At 59.7% G+C, this 18,774-nt stretch carries 19 protein-coding genes; 16 read left to right on the forward strand and 3 right to left on the reverse strand.

Annotated elements, in window-relative coordinates; translation table 11 throughout:
• Nucleotides 1-21: 21 nt before the first annotated feature.
• From obgE to rlmH, 6 genes are all read left to right on the forward strand, one after another.
• A complete protein-coding gene (gene obgE, locus RDL77_RS11845) occupies nt 22-1,056 on the forward strand; it encodes a GTPase ObgE (protein WP_223613751.1) in 1,035 nt (344 codons plus the stop codon).
• Nucleotides 1,057-1,063: 7 nt separating this feature from the next.
• Nucleotides 1,064-2,230: a glutamate 5-kinase gene (proB, locus tag RDL77_RS11850; RefSeq protein ID WP_288192950.1), complete on the forward strand. Its 1,167-nt coding sequence runs from the start codon at nt 1,064-1,066 to the stop codon at nt 2,228-2,230.
• 3 nt (nt 2,231-2,233) lie between these two features.
• Nucleotides 2,234-3,517, forward strand: coding sequence for a glutamate-5-semialdehyde dehydrogenase (locus tag RDL77_RS11855; RefSeq protein WP_288192951.1), 1,284 nt, complete (start codon nt 2,234-2,236; stop codon nt 3,515-3,517).
• A gap of 56 nt (nt 3,518-3,573) precedes the next feature.
• Nucleotides 3,574-4,170: a nicotinate-nucleotide adenylyltransferase gene (locus RDL77_RS11860; RefSeq protein WP_223614128.1), complete on the forward strand. Its 597-nt coding sequence runs from the start codon at nt 3,574-3,576 to the stop codon at nt 4,168-4,170.
• 149 nt (nt 4,171-4,319) lie between these two features.
• Nucleotides 4,320-4,703 (forward strand): ribosome silencing factor, encoded by a 384-nt coding sequence (gene rsfS / locus RDL77_RS11865; RefSeq protein ID WP_223613748.1) that lies wholly within the window; start codon nt 4,320-4,322, stop codon nt 4,701-4,703.
• A gap of 168 nt (nt 4,704-4,871) precedes the next feature.
• Nucleotides 4,872-5,354, forward strand: a complete 483-nt coding sequence (gene rlmH / locus RDL77_RS11870) for a 23S rRNA (pseudouridine(1915)-N(3))-methyltransferase RlmH (protein ID WP_223613747.1) — start codon at nt 4,872-4,874, stop codon at nt 5,352-5,354.
• Nucleotides 5,355-5,409: 55 nt separating this feature from the next.
• Here the strand turns inward: rlmH and RDL77_RS11875 are convergent, their stop codons facing one another.
• Together RDL77_RS11875 and RDL77_RS11880 are read right to left on the reverse strand one after the other, a co-directional pair.
• Nucleotides 5,410-5,790 carry a DUF3011 domain-containing protein gene (locus tag RDL77_RS11875; protein ID WP_288192952.1) on the reverse strand — a complete coding sequence of 127 codons (381 nt, stop codon included), beginning with the start codon at nt 5,788-5,790 and terminating at the stop codon, nt 5,410-5,412.
• A 115-nt stretch (nt 5,791-5,905) separates the two neighbouring features.
• Nucleotides 5,906-6,787: a LysR family transcriptional regulator gene (locus tag RDL77_RS11880; RefSeq protein WP_288192953.1), complete on the reverse strand. Its 882-nt coding sequence runs from the start codon at nt 6,785-6,787 to the stop codon at nt 5,906-5,908.
• Nucleotides 6,788-6,919: 132 nt separating this feature from the next.
• Here RDL77_RS11880 and RDL77_RS11885 point away from each other — a divergent pair, with 132 nt between their 5' ends.
• Complete coding sequence (locus RDL77_RS11885; RefSeq protein WP_223613744.1) at nt 6,920-8,416, forward strand: CoA-acylating methylmalonate-semialdehyde dehydrogenase; 1,497 nt, start codon at nt 6,920-6,922, stop codon at nt 8,414-8,416.
• Between the two features lie 71 nt (nt 8,417-8,487).
• On the opposite strand, the gene RDL77_RS11890 is transcribed toward RDL77_RS11885, so the two are convergent.
• Nucleotides 8,488-9,141 (reverse strand): GntR family transcriptional regulator, encoded by a 654-nt coding sequence (locus tag RDL77_RS11890; RefSeq protein ID WP_223613743.1) that lies wholly within the window; start codon nt 9,139-9,141, stop codon nt 8,488-8,490.
• 81 nt (nt 9,142-9,222) lie between these two features.
• On the opposite strand from RDL77_RS11890, the gene RDL77_RS11895 reads away from it, so the two are divergent.
• From RDL77_RS11895 to RDL77_RS11935, 9 genes are all read left to right on the forward strand, one after another.
• Nucleotides 9,223-10,116 carry a dihydrodipicolinate synthase family protein gene (locus RDL77_RS11895; protein WP_223613742.1) on the forward strand — a complete coding sequence of 298 codons (894 nt, stop codon included), beginning with the start codon at nt 9,223-9,225 and terminating at the stop codon, nt 10,114-10,116.
• Nucleotides 10,117-10,125: 9 nt separating this feature from the next.
• A complete protein-coding gene (locus RDL77_RS11900) occupies nt 10,126-11,379 on the forward strand; it encodes an FAD-binding oxidoreductase (protein WP_288192954.1) in 1,254 nt (417 codons plus the stop codon).
• Between the two features lie 13 nt (nt 11,380-11,392).
• Nucleotides 11,393-12,394, forward strand: coding sequence for a 4-hydroxyproline epimerase (locus RDL77_RS11905; protein WP_288192956.1), 1,002 nt, complete (start codon nt 11,393-11,395; stop codon nt 12,392-12,394).
• 269 nt (nt 12,395-12,663) lie between these two features.
• Entirely contained in the window at nt 12,664-13,572 is a 909-nt protein-coding gene (locus RDL77_RS11910; RefSeq protein ID WP_105734358.1) for a branched-chain amino acid ABC transporter permease, read from the forward strand.
• A 4-nt stretch (nt 13,573-13,576) separates the two neighbouring features.
• On the forward strand, nt 13,577-15,001 hold the full coding sequence (livM, locus tag RDL77_RS11915; RefSeq protein ID WP_223613739.1) for a high-affinity branched-chain amino acid ABC transporter permease LivM: 1,425 nt from the start codon (nt 13,577-13,579) through the stop codon (nt 14,999-15,001).
• A complete protein-coding gene (locus RDL77_RS11920) occupies nt 15,001-16,275 on the forward strand; it encodes an ATP-binding cassette domain-containing protein (RefSeq protein WP_288192958.1) in 1,275 nt (424 codons plus the stop codon). The genes livM and RDL77_RS11920 overlap by 1 nt, the downstream gene beginning before the upstream one ends.
• Nucleotides 16,275-17,024, forward strand: a complete 750-nt coding sequence (locus RDL77_RS11925) for an ABC transporter ATP-binding protein (RefSeq protein WP_223613737.1) — start codon at nt 16,275-16,277, stop codon at nt 17,022-17,024. The genes RDL77_RS11920 and RDL77_RS11925 overlap by 1 nt, the downstream gene beginning before the upstream one ends.
• A gap of 62 nt (nt 17,025-17,086) precedes the next feature.
• Nucleotides 17,087-17,440, forward strand: coding sequence for a DUF6867 family protein (locus RDL77_RS11930; protein ID WP_288192960.1), 354 nt, complete (start codon nt 17,087-17,089; stop codon nt 17,438-17,440).
• Nucleotides 17,441-17,567: 127 nt separating this feature from the next.
• Entirely contained in the window at nt 17,568-18,683 is a 1,116-nt protein-coding gene (locus RDL77_RS11935) for a branched-chain amino acid ABC transporter substrate-binding protein (RefSeq protein ID WP_223613735.1), read from the forward strand.
• Nucleotides 18,684-18,774: the final 91 nt, after the last annotated feature.

The raw sequence follows: 18,774 nt of genomic DNA on the forward strand, positions 1-18,774 counted from the left end.
ATCAAAAAGGACTGAACTTCCATGAAATTTCTCGATCAGGCGAAAGTCTATATCCGCTCCGGCGATGGTGGTGCCGGCTCGGTATCGTTCCGCCGTGAAAAATTTCTGGAATTCGGCGGTCCCGATGGCGGTGATGGCGGGCGCGGCGGTGACGTCTGGGCCGAGGCCGTGGACGGTCTCAACACGCTGATCGACTATCGCTACCAGCAGCATTTCAAGGCCAAGACCGGCATGCACGGCATGGGCCGCAACATGACTGGCGGCAAGGGCGCCGATGTGGTGCTCAAGGTTCCCGTGGGAACGCAGATTTTTGAAGACGACAACGAAACCCTGATCTACGATTTTACCGCCGTGGGGCAGCGTTACCGTCTTGCCAAGGGCGGCAATGGCGGCTTCGGCAATCTGCACTTCAAGACATCGACCAACCAGGCGCCGCGCCGCGCCAATCCGGGACTCGAGGGTGAGGAGCGCAATCTGTGGCTGCGGCTGAAACTGATCGCCGATGCCGGTCTTCTCGGCAAGCCGAATGCCGGGAAGTCGACATTTCTCGCCAGCGTGACGGCAGCCAAGCCGAAAATCGCCGACTATCCCTTCACCACCCTGCATCCGAATCTGGGCGTTGCCCGCGTCGATGCGCGCGAATTCGTCATTGCCGATATTCCGGGATTGATCGAAGGCGCACATGAGGGCGTCGGCATCGGCGACCGGTTCCTTGGTCATGTCGAGCGCACGCGGGTTCTCCTGCATCTGGTTTCAGCACAGGAAGAGAATGTGGCCGAGGCCTACAAGACCGTGCGCACCGAGCTTGAAGCCTATGGCCACGGGCTTGCCGACAAGCTGGAGATCGTGGCGCTGAGCCAGATCGATACGCTGGATGCCGCGGCGCGCAAAAAGAAGGTGGCCGCGTTGAAAAAGGCCGCGGGCCGCGAGCCGATGCTGCTGTCTTCGGTCAGCCGCGAGGGTGTCGAGCAGGTGCTGCGGGCCTTGTCTGCGATCATTCTCGAATCGCGCCAGTCAGAGGCCCCGGCAGAGGTCGATACCCGCTTCAAATATTGAGTGCATCATGTCCGTGCAGAACGAGCTCGCTTCTCCCGCCACCATCAAGCTTTCCGCCTATCGGCGGATCGTGGTCAAGATCGGTTCGGCATTGCTGGTGGACCGCGCCAAGGGGCTGAAGCGCGACTGGCTGGAGAGCCTCGGCGCCGATGTGGCAAAGCTGGTGCAGGCCGGTGTCGAAGTGATGATCGTCTCCTCCGGCGCCATCGCCCTTGGGCGGACGGTGCTCGGACTGCCGAAGGGCGCGCTGCGGCTGGAGGAAAGCCAGGCTGCGGCTGCGGCGGGCCAGATCGAACTTGCCAAAGCCTATTCCGAGGTGCTGGGCGGGCATCAGCTGCGCGCGGGCCAAATTCTCCTGACCCTGTCGGATACCGAGGAACGCCGCCGCTATCTCAATGCCCGCGCCACGGTCGGCACCCTGCTGCGGCTCAAGGCCGTACCCGTCATCAATGAGAATGACACGGTGGCGACCACGGAAATCCGTTATGGCGACAATGACCGCCTTGCCGCGCGGGTGGCGACGATGATGGGGGCGGACCTTCTGATTCTCCTGTCCGACATTGACGGGCTCTATACCGCGCCGCCGCATCAGAATCCCGATGCGCAGTTCCTGCCGGTTGTCGACGCCATCACCCCTGACATCGAGGCCATGGCCGGCGCGGCCGCGTCGGAATATTCGCGCGGCGGCATGAAGACCAAGCTCGATGCGGGCAAGATTGCCAATGCGGCGGGCACGGCGATGATCATTGCGTCCGGCACGCGCATGCATCCGCTGGGTGCCATCGATGCGGGCGAGCGGTCGACGCTGTTCAAGCCGAGCCTCAATCCGGTGAATGCATGGAAGACGTGGATATCGGGCAATCTCGAGCCGGCCGGGCGGCTGGTGATCGACGAGGGTGCGCTTGCGGCGCTCAAATCCGGCAAATCGCTTCTGGCTGCCGGTGTCCGTGACGTTGCCGGTCAGTTCACCCGCGGCGATACGGTTGCGGTTGTCGGTCCGGATGGACGCGAAGCCGCGCGCGGCCTTATTGCGTACGATGCCGCAGATGCCGTAAGGATTGCAGGACGCAAGACCAATGAGATTGCCGCGATCCTCGGTTACGATGCCCGGTCGGCGATGATTCACCGGGATGATCTGGTTGTACGCGTAGCAAAACGTGCTGCGAAGGAGTGAGAAATGCTGGGACGGGTCGAACCGATTGACGACGTTGCTGAATTGATGGCCGGAATCGGCCGCAAGGCCCGTGCCGCTGCCCAGCCGCTGTCCATCGCTTCACCGGAACAGAAAATGATTGCCCTGATCGCCATGGCGGATGCGGTGGATCGCCGTGCCCCGGAGATTCTGGACGCCAACCGGCAGGATATGGCCGATGGTGAAAAGGCAGGAATGGCCGCCTCGCTGCTCGACCGGCTGAAACTCGATGCCGGCCGTATCGCCGCGATCTCGGAAAGCATCCGCACCATTGCCGCCCTCAAGGATCCCGTCGGGGACATCATTGCCGAATGGGACCGTCCCAATGGCCTGCACATCGAGCGCGTGCGCACGCCGCTCGGTGTTATCGGCGTGATTTACGAAAGCCGCCCGAATGTAACAGCCGATGCGGGTGCCCTTTGCCTGAAGTCGGGCAATGCCGTCATCCTGCGCGGCGGGTCGGATTCCGCCCATTCCTCCCGCGCCATCCATGCGGCGCTGACCGAAGGGCTCGAAGCGGCGGGGTTGCCCAGGGATGCCATCCAGCTCATCCCGGTGACGGACCGTGCAGCGGTCGGTGAAATGCTGAAGGGGCTGGACGGCAATCTCGACGTCATTATTCCCCGTGGCGGCAAGAGTCTCGTGGCCCGGGTACAGGCGGAAGCGCGTGTGCCGGTCTTTGCCCATCTGGAAGGGCTCTGCCATCTCTATGTTGACGCCTCGGCCGATCTCGACATGGCGCGCCGGATTATCGTCAATGCCAAGATGCGCCGGACCGGCGTCTGCGGTTCGGCCGAGACACTGCTGCTCGACCGGCTGATCGCCCCCGCCCGCCTGTTGCCGCTGCTTGAGGATTTGCAGGCAGCAGGGTGCGAAATTCGCGGTGATGCCGCAGTGGTCCAGCTGTTTGCCGAAGCAAAACCGGCGACGGAGGAAGACTGGTCGACGGAATATCTCGATGCCATCATATCCGTGAAGCTGGTTGACGGTATTGGCGACGCGATCGCGCATATCAATCATTATTCGTCCCACCATACGGAAGCGGTGATTGCCGAGGACATGCATGTGGTTGAGCGGTTCTTCAACGAAATCGACTCTGCCATCCTGCTGCACAACGCCTCGACACAGTTTGCCGACGGCGGTGAATTCGGCATGGGTGCGGAAATCGGCATCGCGACGGGCAAGATGCACGCACGGGGCCCTGTGGGTGTGGAGCAATTGACATCCTTCAAATACCGCGTGCGCGGCAATGGCCAGACCCGCCCGTGACATCCATCGATGCGTTACGTCACGATTTTCCCGGCGTGAGCGACGCGCATCTGCGCATGCCTTTCGTTGAAAAGGGCATGACCGTCGGGCTGTTTGGCGGATCGTTCAATCCGCCCCATGCGGGCCACGCGCTGGTTGCGGAAATCTCGCTGCGCCGGCTGCAGCTCGACCAGCTCTGGTGGATCGTTACGCCGGGCAATCCGCTGAAGGACACGCGCCATCTGGCCCCTCTGGCGGAACGGCTGAAATTGTGCGAGCAGCAGGTGCATGACCCGCGCATCAAGGTGACGGCGTTCGAAGCGGCCTATAATGTGCGCTACACGGCCGACACGCTGGCTTTGATCAAGGCGCGCAATCCGGGTGTGAATTTTGTCTGGATCATGGGAGCGGACAATCTTGCCGATTTTCACCGCTGGCAGCGCTGGCAGAAGATTGCCATGACGTTTCCCATCGCCGTGATCGACCGTCCGGGCTCGACCCTGGCATTTCTCTCGTCGCGCATGGCCAAGACGTTTGACTATGCCCGCTTCGATGAGGATGACGCCCCGCTGCTGGCACGGGCACCCGCGCCGGCCTGGACTTTTATCCACGGGCCGCGTTCATCGCTGTCATCGACGGCGATACGCAACGGAGCCGTAAAACGGCAGGAATGAAAACGTGAACAAAGGCCGTGTCGCGACGTCTTGAAAGTGTCATGCGACTCTGCCTATCTTAATAACGTGCAGCAAGATTAAAGGCTGCGGCGCGTTGTTCTTATTGGAAAGGAAATACACTGAGAACAGCAATTCAGAAGAAGGATGCCTTGGCACCTTCAACGGCGGAGATGAACGGTGCAACTTCCGTTTCTCTTGCCCTCCAGACGGTCCTTGCCAGTCTCGATGACTCCAAGGCTGAAAAAATTGTCCCCATCGATCTTCGCGGAAAATCTGTCATCGGCGACCATATGGTCATCGCATCGGGCCGTTCGCACCGTCACGTAACGGCGGTGGCTGATCAGCTCCTGCGTGCGCTGAAGGAAAGCGGTCACGGAAACAATGCGAAGGTTGAAGGTCTTTCCAGCGGTGACTGGGTGCTGATCGACACGGGCGATATCATCATCCATATTTTCCGTCCTGAAGTGCGTGAGTTCTACAACATCGAAAAGATGTGGCAGGCTCCCGAACTTGACGGGGAAACCGTACATTAGAGCAAAGTGTGCCGTTACGGCACACGGAGCCTTGTGTGAGAAAGTTCTGACGGATCGGGGTATCCCGGCATAACGCCAGCGGGATGCGTCGGGCGGCTTACTGGATATGGACCGGTCATGCGCCGGAGAGCTATTCTTCGCGCCAAGTGACAAAGGACTGGACGTGCCATGCGTATCACCGTTTTTGCCGTGGGCCGGATGAAATCTGGCCCCGAACGGGAACTGGCAGACCGTTATTTCGACCGGTTGAAGAAAACCGGTTCGCCGCTTGGCCTCGAATTCAACTCCGTCACCGAAATCACCGAAAGCCGCGCCCAGCAGCCGGACCTGCGCAAACAGGAAGAGTCCGCCAAAGTGCTGGAGGCGCTGGATCAGGGCGGCGTGCTCGTTCTTCTCGATGAGCGCGGCAAGACCATGCCATCGGAAGACTTCGCCAATGCAATCGCCCGGTTTCGCGACGACGGTAAACGCCAGCTGCTCCTGGCGATAGGCGGGCCCGACGGCCACGATGCGGATTTAAGGAAGCGTGCCGATCTTGTGCTGGCGCTGGGTGCCATGACCTGGCCGCACCAGATTGTCCGGATTCTCGTGGCGGAACAGCTCTACCGCGCGACCACGATTCTTTCCGGGCACCCGTATCACCGGGTGTGAAGTGTTTTCGCCACCTCCGGCCGGAGGTGGCGAAAAACGAGGCCCGTAATGCCGATCAATAATCGTCCGGCTGGTAGTAACGGTCATCGCGGTATTCACGCCGGTAGTCGCGGCGGGGATAGCGATCATCCCGCCAACGCGGACGATCATTCTGATCCCGCCAGCGCGGACGCTCGGCACTGTCGGCAAAGACCGCCGAGCAGCCCTTGTCCACCCAGATGGTGCCGCGGCTGAAGCCCCAGCTCTGGCCGGGAATGCAGGCCGAACCCGAAAGCTGCCGGATGATCCGCGGCCGGCGCATGTCGGTCTCGCACTCATTGTAGCGGAAGCTGCGTGATTCGCATCTGATGGGCCGTTCCTGCGCCTGTGCGGCTGGAACCGTTGCGAACTGCATACCCCCCAGGGTCACAGCCAAAGCTAGTATATATCGGTACATTTTCCCTCTCCGATATGATGACAACACACGCTGAAAGCGCATGTGTTCAAGGCGCAATTGTGGTGTTTGTTCCGTGCTCGTCAATCACATTTCCACCGCTGCCTGTTATGCTTTGTCAGGTGAATCGTCCAGTCTCGCTGTTCACGAGATCGGAGATGAAGCTGGAGACCGCCGTGATGCGGCGCAGGGTGCGTACGGATTCGTGGTAGGCAAGCCAATAGGACCGGTGAATCGTCCGTTCCGGCAGGACCGGCACAAGGTCGGGATATTCCCGTGCGATGAATGTATGCAGAATGCCGATGCCCGCCCCGGCCTTCACCGCTTCCACCTGTCCGATGGCACTGGAAATCTCGAAAGCGGGGCGCCATTCGCGGGTGATTTCAGGCGCATAATTCAGCGAAGGGCTGATGACCAGGTCGTCGACATAACCGACCAGCCGGTGCGCCGCGAGATCTTCGATGCTGCGGGGTGCCGGGTGCGCAGCCAGATAGGACCGGCTGGCGTAGAGGCAGAGCGTGTAGTCGACGAGCTTTTTCGCCACGAGGCGGCCCTGATCGGGCCGGTCGACCGTAATGGCTATGTCAGCCTCGCGCCGTGACAGCGAGAAGGAGCGGGGAACCGGAACAAGCTGGATCTTGAGATCGGGATAGCGGGCGGTGAGGGTGGCAAGGCGCGGTGCGAGGAAGGAGACACCGAAGCCATCCGGCGCGCCAATGCGCACCGATCCGGAAATGGACACATCGGCATCGCCAAGCGAGGAGCGGATCGACAGCATTTCAGCTTCCATGCGCTCAGCTGACAGGAGGAATTCTTCACCGGCATGGGTCAGCTCGCAGCCGTTGGTGCGGCGGGTCAGCAGCTTGGTGTTGATGTCATTTTCCAGCGCGGTGAGACGGCGCGCCACGGTCGCATGGTTGACGCCAAGCCGTTTGGCCGCGCCGAGTATTTGACCCGAACGCGCGACAGCCAGAAAAATCCGTACATCGTCCCAGCTCATCGTTTGACCTCCTGTGCTATTCGTACTTCAATTTTTGCACAACGGATACGCTTTCGCTCGGCTTGCAATAAAAAATTTGAAGCGCGATGATAGGGCAACGAAATTCAGTCAATCCCAGGGAGGTTGCTCGCAATGCGTGAAGTCGGACATTTTATCGGTGGCAAGCATGTCGCCGGAACAAGCGGTCGTACGACCGAAATTTTCCAGCCCATGGACGGCACCGTTCAGGGCCGCGTGGCGCTGGCAACCCCCAATGAAGTGCGCGCTGCCATTGCCAATGCCAAGGCGGCTCAGCCGGCATGGGCCGCAACCAACCCGCAGCGCCGTGCGCGCGTGTTGCGCAAGTTCCTTGATCTCGTCGAAGCCGAATACGACTCGCTTGCCGAACTTCTGGCGCGCGAGCATGGCAAGACCATTCCCGATGCCAAGGGCGATATCCAGCGCGGTCTGGAAGTGGTTGAAGTTTGCCTCGGCTCAGCCCACATGCTCAAGGGCGAGTTCACCGACAATGCCGGCACGGGCATCGATGTTTATTCCATGCGCCAGCCGCTCGGCGTCGTTGCCGGTATCACCCCATTCAATTTCCCGGCAATGATTCCGCTGTGGAAGGCCGGTCCGGCGATTGCATCGGGCAATGCCTTCATTCTGAAGCCTTCCGAGCGCGATCCGGGCGTGCCGATGCGTCTGGCCGAACTCTTCATCGAGGCCGGTTTGCCGGCGGGCATCTTCAATGTCGTCAATGGCGACAAGGAAGCTGTCGACACCATTCTCGATGATCCGGATATCAAGGCTGTCGGCTTTGTCGGCTCGACGCCGATTGCCCAGTACATCTATTCGCGCGCCACGGCCAACGGCAAGCGTGCCCAGTGCTTCGGCGGTGCCAAGAACCACATGATCATCATGCCCGATGCGGACATGGACCAGACAGTTGATGCCCTCATCGGTGCCGGTTACGGTTCAGCGGGCGAGCGCTGCATGGCGATCTCCGTTGCCGTTCCCGTCGGCAAGGATACCGCGGATCGTCTCGTCGAGCGCCTGATCCCCCGGGTTGAAAGCCTGAAGGTCGGACCCTCCACCGATGCGTCGGCGGATTACGGCCCGGTTGTGACCCGGCAGGCGCTGGATCGCATCAAAGGCTATGTCGATCTGGGCATCCAGGAAGGTGCGAAGCTCGTCGTCGACGGCCGCGGCTTCAAGATGCAGGGCTATGAGAACGGCTTCTACATGGGCGGCTGCCTGTTCGATCATGTCACGCCTGACATGCGCATCTACAAGGAAGAAATTTTTGGTCCGGTTCTGGGCATTGTCCGCGCCGATACCTATGAGGATGCGATCCGTCTGCCGAATGAACACGAATACGGCAATGGCGTTGCGATCTTCACCCGTGACGGCGATGCTGCCCGGGATTTTGCCTCGCGCGTTCAGGTCGGCATGGTTGGTATCAATGTGCCAATTCCGGTTCCGATCGCCTATTACACCTTCGGCGGCTGGAAGGGTTCCGGCTTCGGCGATCTGAACCAGCATGGCCCGGATGCATTCCGCTTCTACACCAAGACCAAGACCGTCACATCGCGCTGGCCGTCGGGCGTCAAGGACGGGGCCGAGTTCGTCATTCCGACGATGAAGTAAATCGCTTTGAGCTTTGAAATCGCCGTCCAGTTCCGCACCGGGCGGCGATTTTCTTTTGGGCGAAACCCGGTTTACGGGGCCATTGTCCGGAGATAGCCGATCAGCCGGGTCGCCTCGTCGGCGGCCTTGTCCGGTTCGCGGGCGATGATCGCCTTGATCAGCGCCGTGTGCGCCCCGGCGGATTGTTCGAGGCTGCCGGGCCGCTGCAGGCGGAACCAGAACCGGCGGCTATGGGTTTGCAGCGGGGACGCGAGACGGGCCGCATAGGGGTTTTCCGCCGCCTGTCCGAGCACCGTATCGAAAATCTTGTCGGCGTTGAGAAAGCCGATCACATCGTTGCCGGAGCGTGCAGCCATCATCGCGTCGGATGCCGCCTTCAGTCTTTCATGGTGTAGCGATGCGCCATAGAGCGCCGCATCGCGTGCAAGAACCCGCTCGACACCCTCGCGTGCATCGAGAACCTTGGTAAAGTCCTGCGGATTGAGCGCGGCAATGGCAATGCCCGAGCGGGGGCGAATTTCCATTAAGCCTTCCCAGGCCAGCTTCTGCACCGCTTCGCGCACCGGCGTGCGGCCCATATTGGTAACGTCCGTGAGCGTGCGCTCGTTGACGACCGCGCCAGGCTCAAGCTTCAGCGTGACGATCATCTCTTCGATCTGGCGATAGGCCAGTTCAGCAAGACTTTCGCCCGTCTGGGCCATGGTGTGGACTGCGGTTTGATCCATCAGATAAACTTTCTTTTCAAGGCAATTGACAGCCACACGTCATATAGATATATTTCTGATATATCAAGAAGGAGAAGAGACATGTGGTCAGGCGTTTTCCCTGCGGTTACAACCAAATTTACTGAAGATGATAAACTCGATCACAAGGAAATGGAACGTTGCTTCTCGCTCCTGATGGATGCGGGTTGCGATGGTTTGATTGTTGCAGGTTCGCTCGGCGAAGGCCCGATGCTCAGCCACGAGGAAAAACTCGCGGTGCTGAAAACGGCGCAGGGTGTTGCCAAGGGCAAGCCGGTGCTTCTCACCATCAATGAAGCGGCAACCCGCGATGGCGCCGCGCTTGCCAAGCAGGCGGCCAAGGCCGGTGCCGACGGCCTCATGCTGGTTCCAAGCCCGATCTATCATACGGACCCGGAAGAAACGGTCACCACTTTGAAGGCCGTTGCTGCTGCCGGCGATCTGCCCGTGATGATCTATTCGAACCGCATTGCCTATCGCGTCGATGTGACCAGCGAAATCCTGGCGGAACTTGCGTCCGACAAGCATTTCGTGGCGATCAAGGAATCCTCCGACGACGTGCGCCGCACCACCGATATCATCAATACGTTCGGCAAGCGTTACGACCTCTTCACCGGCGTCGACAACCTTGCTTTCGAAGCGCTGACTGCAGGCGCCATCGGTTGGGTTGCCGGGCTGGTCACGGCCTTCCCGAAAGAGACCGTTGCGATCTACAAGCTCATCGGTGCCGGCCGCTATGCCGAGGCACTGGATATCTATCGCTGGTTCCGCCCCTTGCTTGACCTCGATGTCTCCACCTATCTTGTGCAGAACATCAAACTGGCGGAAGTCCATGAAATCGGAACCAATGATCGCGTGCGTCTGCCGCGGCAGCCTTTGCGCGGTGCGCGCCGGGCGGCTGTCGACACGATCGTCAGGGATGCCATGGCATCGCGGCCGAAGCTGCCTGTTCTCTGAGGCTGCGCCATGAGCGCTGCTCCGGAAAAGCATGATGTTGTCATTGTCGGCGCCGGTATCATCGGCGTCGCCATCGCAGCTTTTCTGGGCGAAGCCGGGCGCAAGGTTCTGGTGATCGATCACCAGGGCATCTGCGAGGGGACGAGTTCCGGCAATGCCGGGGCCCTGGCTTTTTCCGACATATTGCCGATGGCCTCGAAAGGGGTCATGGCCAAGGTTCCGGGCTGGCTGATGGACCCGCTCGGGCCGTTCACCATCCGGCCGTCCTACCTTCCCAGGCTGGCGCCATGGCTCTACCGGTTCTGGCGCGCCAGCCGGCCGGACGTGCTGGAGCACACCACGGTGGCGCAGGGCGCGATGATGCGCCTCGCCGAGCCGGAAATGCTGGATCTGATGCTGCGCGCCGGTATCCGCCATATGGTGCGCGAGGATGGTTCGCTTGAGCTTTACGAGAGCGAGCACGAGCTCAATCTCTGTCTGCCCGGCTGGGCGGCACGGGAGAGGGCGGGCATCGCCTTCGAACATTTGCGCGGCGAAGCACTGGCCGCATGTCAGCCGGGTCTGGCACGGCGCTTTGTCGCCGGAACGTTCGTTCCGGGATGGAAGACAGTCAGCGATCCCAAACATGTCGGCAAAGGGCTGTGGGCCCATGCGGAAAAACTGGGCGCCCGCTTCGAGCGCGCAGACGTCGTTTCCGTCAGCGCGAACGATACGGGTGGTACAGTCACGCTTGCCGATGGGCGGACGGTCGAAACAGGCAAGCTCATCATTGCGGCCGGAGCCTGGTCACACCGGCTGGCGCGGCATCTCGGAGACCATATTCCGCTGGAGACGGAGCGCGGCTACAACACCACATTGCCTGTCGGGGCCTTTGATCTGAAACGCCAGTTGATTTTCTCCGGTCACGGATTCGTCGTAACACCGCTCGAAACCGGCGTGCGCGTCGGCGGAGCCGTCGAACTGGGCGGTCTCGACTTGCCCCCCAATTACAAGCGCTCGGACGTCATGCTGCAGAAAGCGAAGGCTTTCCTGCCGGATCTCGATGTATCCGGCGGGAGGCAATGGATGGGATATCGTCCGTCGATGCCCGATTCCCTGCCGGTTATCGGCTATTCCAGGCAAAGCAAAAATGTTCTCTATGCCTTTGGCCACGGACATCTGGGCTTGACCCAGTCCGCCGCCACGGGACGACTGATCTGCGATCTCATCGAAGGCCGGCGGCCGTCGATCCCGATCGATCCCTTTAATCCGCAACGCTTTTAGGACCCTGTACATCATGGCGCGTCATTCCTTCTTCTGTGTCGACGGTCACACCTGTGGTAACCCGGTACGTCTCGTGGCAGGGGGAGGGCCAAACCTCACCGGCTCGACCATGATGGAAAAGCGGGCGCATTTCCTGCGCGAATTCGACTGGATCCGCACCGGTCTGATGTTCGAGCCGCGCGGCCACGACATGATGTCCGGTTCCATTCTCTATCCGCCAACCCGCGAGGATTGCGATGTGGCGGTGCTGTTCATCGAGACGTCGGGCTGTCTGCCCATGTGCGGCCACGGCACCATCGGCACGGTGACGATGGCGATTGAACACGGCCTGATTACCCCGAAGACACCGGGCATATTGAGGCTGGATACCCCGGCCGGTCTGGTGGTCGCCGAGTACACGCAGGAAGGCCAGTATGTCACCAGCGTGCGTATCACCAACGTTCCGGCCTTTCTCTATGCGGAAGGGCTCGAAGTGGAATGTCCGGATCTCGGGACACTGCATGTGGATGTTGCCTATGGCGGCAATTTCTATGCAATCGTCGATCCGCAGAAAAACTTCCGGGATATGGCGGATTACCGGGCGCTCGATCTTATCGGCTGGAGCCCGGTTTTGCGCGAGCGTCTGAACGAGCGATATACGTTCCAGCACCCGGAAAAGCCCGATATCAACACACTCAGTCATATCCTGTGGACCGGGGCGGCGACCAAGCCGGAAGCGCATGCGCGCAATGCCGTGTTCTACGGTGACAAGGCGATTGACCGCTCCCCCTGCGGCACGGGTACATCGGCCCGCATGGCGCAACTGACGGCAAAGGGAAAATTGAAGCCTGGAGACGACTTCGTGCATGAATCGATCATCGGCTCGCTGTTTCATGGCCGGGTGGAATCGGCCACCCATGTCGGCGATCGCGATGCAATAATACCCTCGGTCGCGGGGTGGGCGCGGATGACCGGTTACAGCACGATCTTTATCGATGATCGCGATCCCTTCGCTCACGGCTTTGTGGTCAAGTGAGCCTCACCAGGCTCGTTCCGACAATAAGGCGGGGATAGGTAATTCGGTTAAATCAGAGGCATTTGCTGTAAATTTCGTCAACAAATGACGAAAATTTGGTGAAAAATTTCGCACGGAGTATGCAAGCAAATGTGATGCCGCTGTTTGTGCTAAAAAAGCTGTTGCTTTCTTTAACGCAGACGTTACGTGTAAAGAGGTTGGGGTAAACGGGAACCGGATAAAAAAACCGGATAAGAAACTTCCCAATGAAAATGAGGGGTATCGTTGCGATGGAGTACTTCATCCAGCAATCGATCAACGGTCTGACACTCGGTTCAATCTACGGACTGATCGCAATCGGCTATACGATGGTCTACGGGATCATCGGCATGATCAACTTCGCCCATGGCGACGTTTTCATGCTTGGCGCGTTCATGGCGATGATCGTTTTTCTTGCTTTAACCACGTTTATCGGCGGTGTGCCTGTTGTGCTGGCGCTGCTCCTTATGATGCTTGTCGCCATGCTGCTGACAGGGTTGTGGAGCTGGACAATCGAGCGTCTTGCCTACCGGCCGCTACGCGGATCGTTCCGCCTCGCGCCGTTGATCACGGCGATCGGCATGTCGATCGCGCTGTCCAATTTCGTGCAGGTCACACAGGGCCCGCGCAACAAGCCGATCCCGCCGCTCGTCAATGGCGGTGTGACAATCTACGGCACGGGCATCACCATCGCCTACAAGCAGATGGTGATCGTTATCGTCACCGCGATCCTGCTTGCCGCATTCTGGTATCTGGTCAACCGGACTACGCTCGGGCGGGCCCAGCGTTCCTGCGAGCAGGACCGCAAGATGGCCGCACTCCTCGGTATCGACGTGGACAAGACGATTTCCATGACCTTCGTCATGGGCGCCATGCTCGCTGCGGTCGCCGGAACGCTCTACCTCATGTTCTACGGTGTCATCTCCTTCACCGATGGTTTCACACCCGGCGTCAAGGCGTTCACGGCCGCGGTGCTCGGCGGTATCGGCTCATTGCCCGGTGCGGTGGTCGGCGGCCTGCTGATCGGGCTGATCGAAGCGCTGTGGTCTGCCTATTTCTCCATCGATTACAAGGATGTGGCTGCATTTTCGATCCTCGCAATCGTCCTGATCTTCCTGCCCTCCGGCATTCTTGGTCGGCCCGAAGTCGAAAAGGTCTGAGCTTATGGCTGATATCCAATCTTCAGGACAGGATTCCGTCTACGTGAAAGCCGCCAGGGAAGCGGTGATTACCGGAATCATCGCGTTCGGCCTGTTCTTCCTTGTCATTGGTTTCCGCACCGACCAGAACATCAACAATGAACTGGTTCTCGCCCAGCGCTGGGGCTTGCTGGCGATCTTCGTGGCCGTGGCTGCCATTGGGCGCTTCATCTTCGCAGCGTTCATCACGCCCTCACGGGAGCAGGCGAAGCTGGCCAAAAGCAAGGTGCCAGCCGCTGCCAAGATCGACCGGCGCTCGCTGAAGGCAACGGTGTCGCGGTTTGGCCTTGCCCTGCTTTTCACCTACCCCTTCGTCGTCATCCTGATCCTGGCGCTGATCCAGTTCGCGGTGACCGGACAATGGTCGTTCCAGAGCGGCGTGCAGGGCTCGCTCAAATATGTCGACAATTTCGGTATCCAGATCCTGATCTACGTCATGCTGGCATGGGGTCTGAACATCGTCGTGGGTCTCGCTGGCCTGCTCGATCTTGGGTATGTCGCCTTCTATGCGGTTGGCGCCTACTCCTACGCCCTGCTCTCCGCGCATTTCGGCCTGTCCTTCTGGCTGCTCCTGCCGATGGCCGGTATCTTTGCCGCCACGTGGGGCATTGTGCTCGGCTTTCCGGTGCTGCGGCTGCGGGGTGACTATCTTGCCATTGTCACGCTGGCCTTTGGTGAGATCATCCGTCTTGTGCTGATCAACTGGACCGTTGTGACCAAGGGCACATTCGGTATTTCCGGCATTGCCAAGGCCACCCTGTTCGGCATTCCCTTCACGCCGGGCCCCACCGGTTTTGCTGCCATGTTCGGCCTGCCGAACTCCGGCGTCTACTACAAGATTTTCCTCTATTATCTCATTCTGTTCCTTGCTCTCCTGACCGCCTGGGTGACGATCCGCCTGCGCCGCATGCCGATTGGCCGTGCCTGGGAGGCGTTGCGCGAGGACGAGATCGCCTGCCGGTCCCTCGGCATCAACACGACGACCACCAAGCTGACGGCTTTTGCCACCGGCGCGATGTTCGGCGGGTTTGCCGGATCGTTCTTCGCTGCCCGCCAGGGGTTCGTCAGTCCCGAATCCTTCGTGTTCCTCGAATCGGCGATCATTCTTGCCATCGTCGTGCTCGGCGGCATGGGATCGCTCATCGGTATCGCCATCGCGGCGGCGGTGATGATCGGCGGTACGGAACTCCTGCGCGAACTGGAATTCCTCAAGCTGATCTTCGGCAACGATTTTACGCCGGAACTCTATCGTATGCTGCTGTTCGGTCTCGCCATGATTGTCGTCATGGTGTGGAAGCCGCGCGGATTTGTCGGTAACCGGGAACCGAGTGCCTTCCTGCACGAGCGCAAGATGATCTCCAGCGAGTTTACGAAAGAAGGGCACGGCTGATGGTTTCGGAAGTGCGTAACAATCCCAGCGCCGTGCTGCGCGTTGAACATCTCTCGATGAAGTTTGGCGGGCTTATCGCCATCAACGACCTGAACTTCGAAGCCAAGCGCGGGGACATCACCGCCCTGATCGGCCCGAACGGTGCAGGCAAGACCACGGTGTTCAATTGCATCACCGGATTTTACAAGCCGACCGAAGGCATGCTGACCATGACCCGGCAGAATGGCGAGGAATATCTTCTGGAGCGCATGGCCGACTTCGTCATCACCAAGAAGGCGAAAGTGGCACGCACGTTTCAGAACATCCGGCTGTTCTCGGGGCTGACCGTTCTGGAGAACCTGCTGGTCGCCCAGCATAATCCCCTGATGCTGTCGTCGGGTTATACGATCCTCGGTCTTCTCGGCTTTCCCACCTACAAGAAGGCCGCTGCCGACGCGATCGAGAAAGCCCGTTTCTGGCTGCAGAAGATCAACCTCATCGACCGCGCCGACGATCCGGCAGGCGATCTGCCCTATGGCGCGCAGCGGCGTCTCGAGATCGCCCGTGCCATGTGCACCGATCCGGAGCTTCTCTGCCTGGACGAACCCGCCGCTGGTCTCAACGCGCGTGAATCGGCGGAGCTGAACCAGCTGCTGCTGAGCATCCGCGATGAAACCGGGACCTCGATCATCCTGATCGAGCATGACATGTCCGTGGTGATGGAAATCTCCGATCACGTCGTTGTTCTGGAATACGGCACGAAGATTTCCGACGGAACGCCGGCGAGCGTGAAGAATGACCCGAAGGTCATTGCCGCCTATCTCGGTGTCGAGGACGAAGAGGTGGTCGAGCTGATCGAGCACGCAGCGGCGACCGGCGCTGATGATATCACGGCGGCCGTTGATCTTTTGTCCACGGAGGCCATCCAGGAAATCACGGAGACGCACCCGGAAGCGCCTGCTGCTGCAACCGCCGAAGCCGCGGCAAAGCCCGCCGGTCCGGCAATCAAGGCGGGAGCAACCGCCAATGCGCTCGCCGCACCGCGCGGCGGCACGCCCGACAATCTGACCCTGATCAAGGGGATTGGCCCGGTCAACGAGCGCCGGCTCAACGCACATGGCATTTTCCATTTCGACCAGATCGCGGCCTGGAAGAAGGCCGATGTGATCGCCGCCGAAGCCTACCTGGCGTTTGACGGGCGCATCGCGCGCGAAGACTGGATCGGCCAGGCCAAAAAGCTGGCGAAAGAGAGCCAGGGCAAGCCGGCTGCGAAGAAGACCGGAGGGGCTAAGTAATGTCGGAAACACAAACTCTTCCGAGAACCGGGGCCCTTCTCAGCGTCGAGAACGTTGAAACCTATTACGGCAATATCCGCGCGCTCAGCGGTGTCAGCGTCCATGCGGATGCCGGTGAAATCGTCACGCTGATCGGCGCCAACGGCGCCGGAAAATCGACGCTGATGATGACTATTTTCGGCATGCCTCGAGCCCGCAAGGGCCGGGTGATGTTTGCCGGCCAGGACATCACGCAATTGCCGACCCATGAGATCGCGCGCCTGCGCATCGCCCAGTCGCCGGAAGGCCGCCGGATATTCCCGCGCATGACTGTGCAGGAAAACCTGCAGATGGGCGCCAGCCTCGACAATCTGGAGTTTTATGACGAGGACGTGCGCAAGGTTTTCGACCTGTTTCCGCGCCTGAAGGAACGCATCAACCAGCGCGGCGGTACCCTGTCGGGCGGTGAGCAGCAAATGCTGGCCATCGGCCGCGCATTGATGGCGCGTCCGCGCCTGCTGCTTCTGGACGAGCCGTCGCTGGGTCTTGCTCCGTTGATCATCAAGCACATTTTCGAGGCGATCAAGGAACTGAACAAGTCCACGGGCCTGACGGTGTTTCTGGTTGAACAGAATGCCTTTGGCGCGCTGAAACTGGCGGATCGCGGCTATGTGATGGTCAATGGTATCGTGACGATGAGCGGATCGAGCAAGGATCTTCTCGCCAATCCGGAAGTGCGCGCCGCCTATCTCGAGGGCGGGCGTCACTGACAAAAATAGGACCGGCTTTCCAGCGGGTCTGGAAAATCCGGTGCTGCAAGGGGAATACTGCCATGCAAGGCATTTTGTACGAAGAACCCTCATTCTGGCTGTTTGTGCTGGTAACCTGCGTCATGGGTGGCTGGGCCGCATGGATGGCGGGCCGCGCCTGCGCCAAGACATGGCGTTCCTATACAATCCTGATCTTCTACATGCTGCTTCTCGGCATCGGCGTCCGCTTCATCCACTTCGCCCTGTTTGAGGGAACGATGGTGACGCTGCACTACTACATCGTCGACACGATCGTGCTGATCATCATCGGTACATTGGGCTATCGCTACACCCGGACAAACCAGATGGTTCAGCAATATCACTGGCTCTATGAAAAAGTTTCCCCCTTCTCGTTCAAGGAAAGAAAAGGGGCCTAAGCAATCTCGCTGACGCGAAATGAATCAGCGTGACAACCGCCGGAAAATCGGCAAATGTGGTCTTCAAGCGATGGGAAGATTTCATCGTTAGGGGTTTCGTAAGTACCTAGAAAATGGGAGTTTTCAAATGAAGAAGTCACTGTTCTCGGGTGTTGCTGTTGCAGCAATGCTCGCTTTGGGCGGTCACGCCTATGCTGATCTTCTGGTCGGTATTGGTGCTCCGTTGACCGGCCCCAATGCCGCTTACGGCGCGCAGATCCAGAAGGGTGCCGAAGCGGCCGCAGAGGTGGTCAATGCGGCTGGCGGCGTGAATGGCGAAAAGATCAAATTCGTTCTGGGCGATGACGTTTCCGACGCCAAGCAGGGCGTTTCGGTTGCCAACAAGTTCGTTGCCGATGGCGTGAAGTTCGTTGTCGGTCACTTCAATTCCGGCGTATCCATTCCGGCATCCGAAGTCTATGCGGAAAACGGCATTGTTGAAGTAACACCAGCCGCGACAAACCCTGTGTTCACCGAACGCGGCCTGTGGAACACATTCCGCACATGCGGTCGCGATGACCAGCAGGGTGCCATTGCCGGTGCCTATATCGCCGAGCATTACAAGGATGCAAAGATCGCGGTCATCCATGACAAGACGCCTTATGGTCAGGGTCTTGCCGATGAAACCAAGAAGACGATCGAAGCAAAGGGCTTGAAGCCTGTTCTTTATGAAGGCGTCAACGTTGGCGACAAGGACTTCTCCGCACTGATCGCCAAGGCAAAGCAGGCCGGCGTTACCGTCCTTTATTGGGGTGGTCTGCATACCGAAGCTGGTCTGATCATCCGCCAGCTGGCTGATCAGGGCCTGAAGGTCAAGTTCATCTCCGGCGACGGCATCGTTACCAACGAGCTCGCAGCGATTGCCGGCGACGCCGTGGTCGGTACGCTCAACACGTTCGGTCCCGATCCGCGCAACAACCCGGCCAACAAGGAACTGGTCGAGAAGTTCCGCAAGGCCGGTTTTGAACCGGAAGCCTACACCCTCTACGCCTATGCAGCCGTGCAGGCCATCGTCGAAGCAGCAACCGCTGCTAAGTCGAACGATCCTGAAACCGTTGCCAAGGCTCTGAAGGGAAAAGGCCCGTTCAAGTCGGTTCTCGGCGATATCTCCTTTGACGAAAAGGGCGATCCGAAGCTTCCAGGCTACGTCATGTACGAATGGAAGAAGGACAAGGACGGCAAGTACACCTACATCCAGCAGTAAGCCTTTCCGCTTGCTATCTCATGCGAAATGCCCGGCTCTCATGCCGGGCATTTTGCCGTTGGACATTTCACCGTCTTGTGATCAATATGCA

Origin of the sequence: uncultured Phyllobacterium sp., assembly GCF_902479695.1 — a bacterium.
GTDB lineage: Bacteria > Pseudomonadota > Alphaproteobacteria > Rhizobiales > Rhizobiaceae > Phyllobacterium > Phyllobacterium calauticae.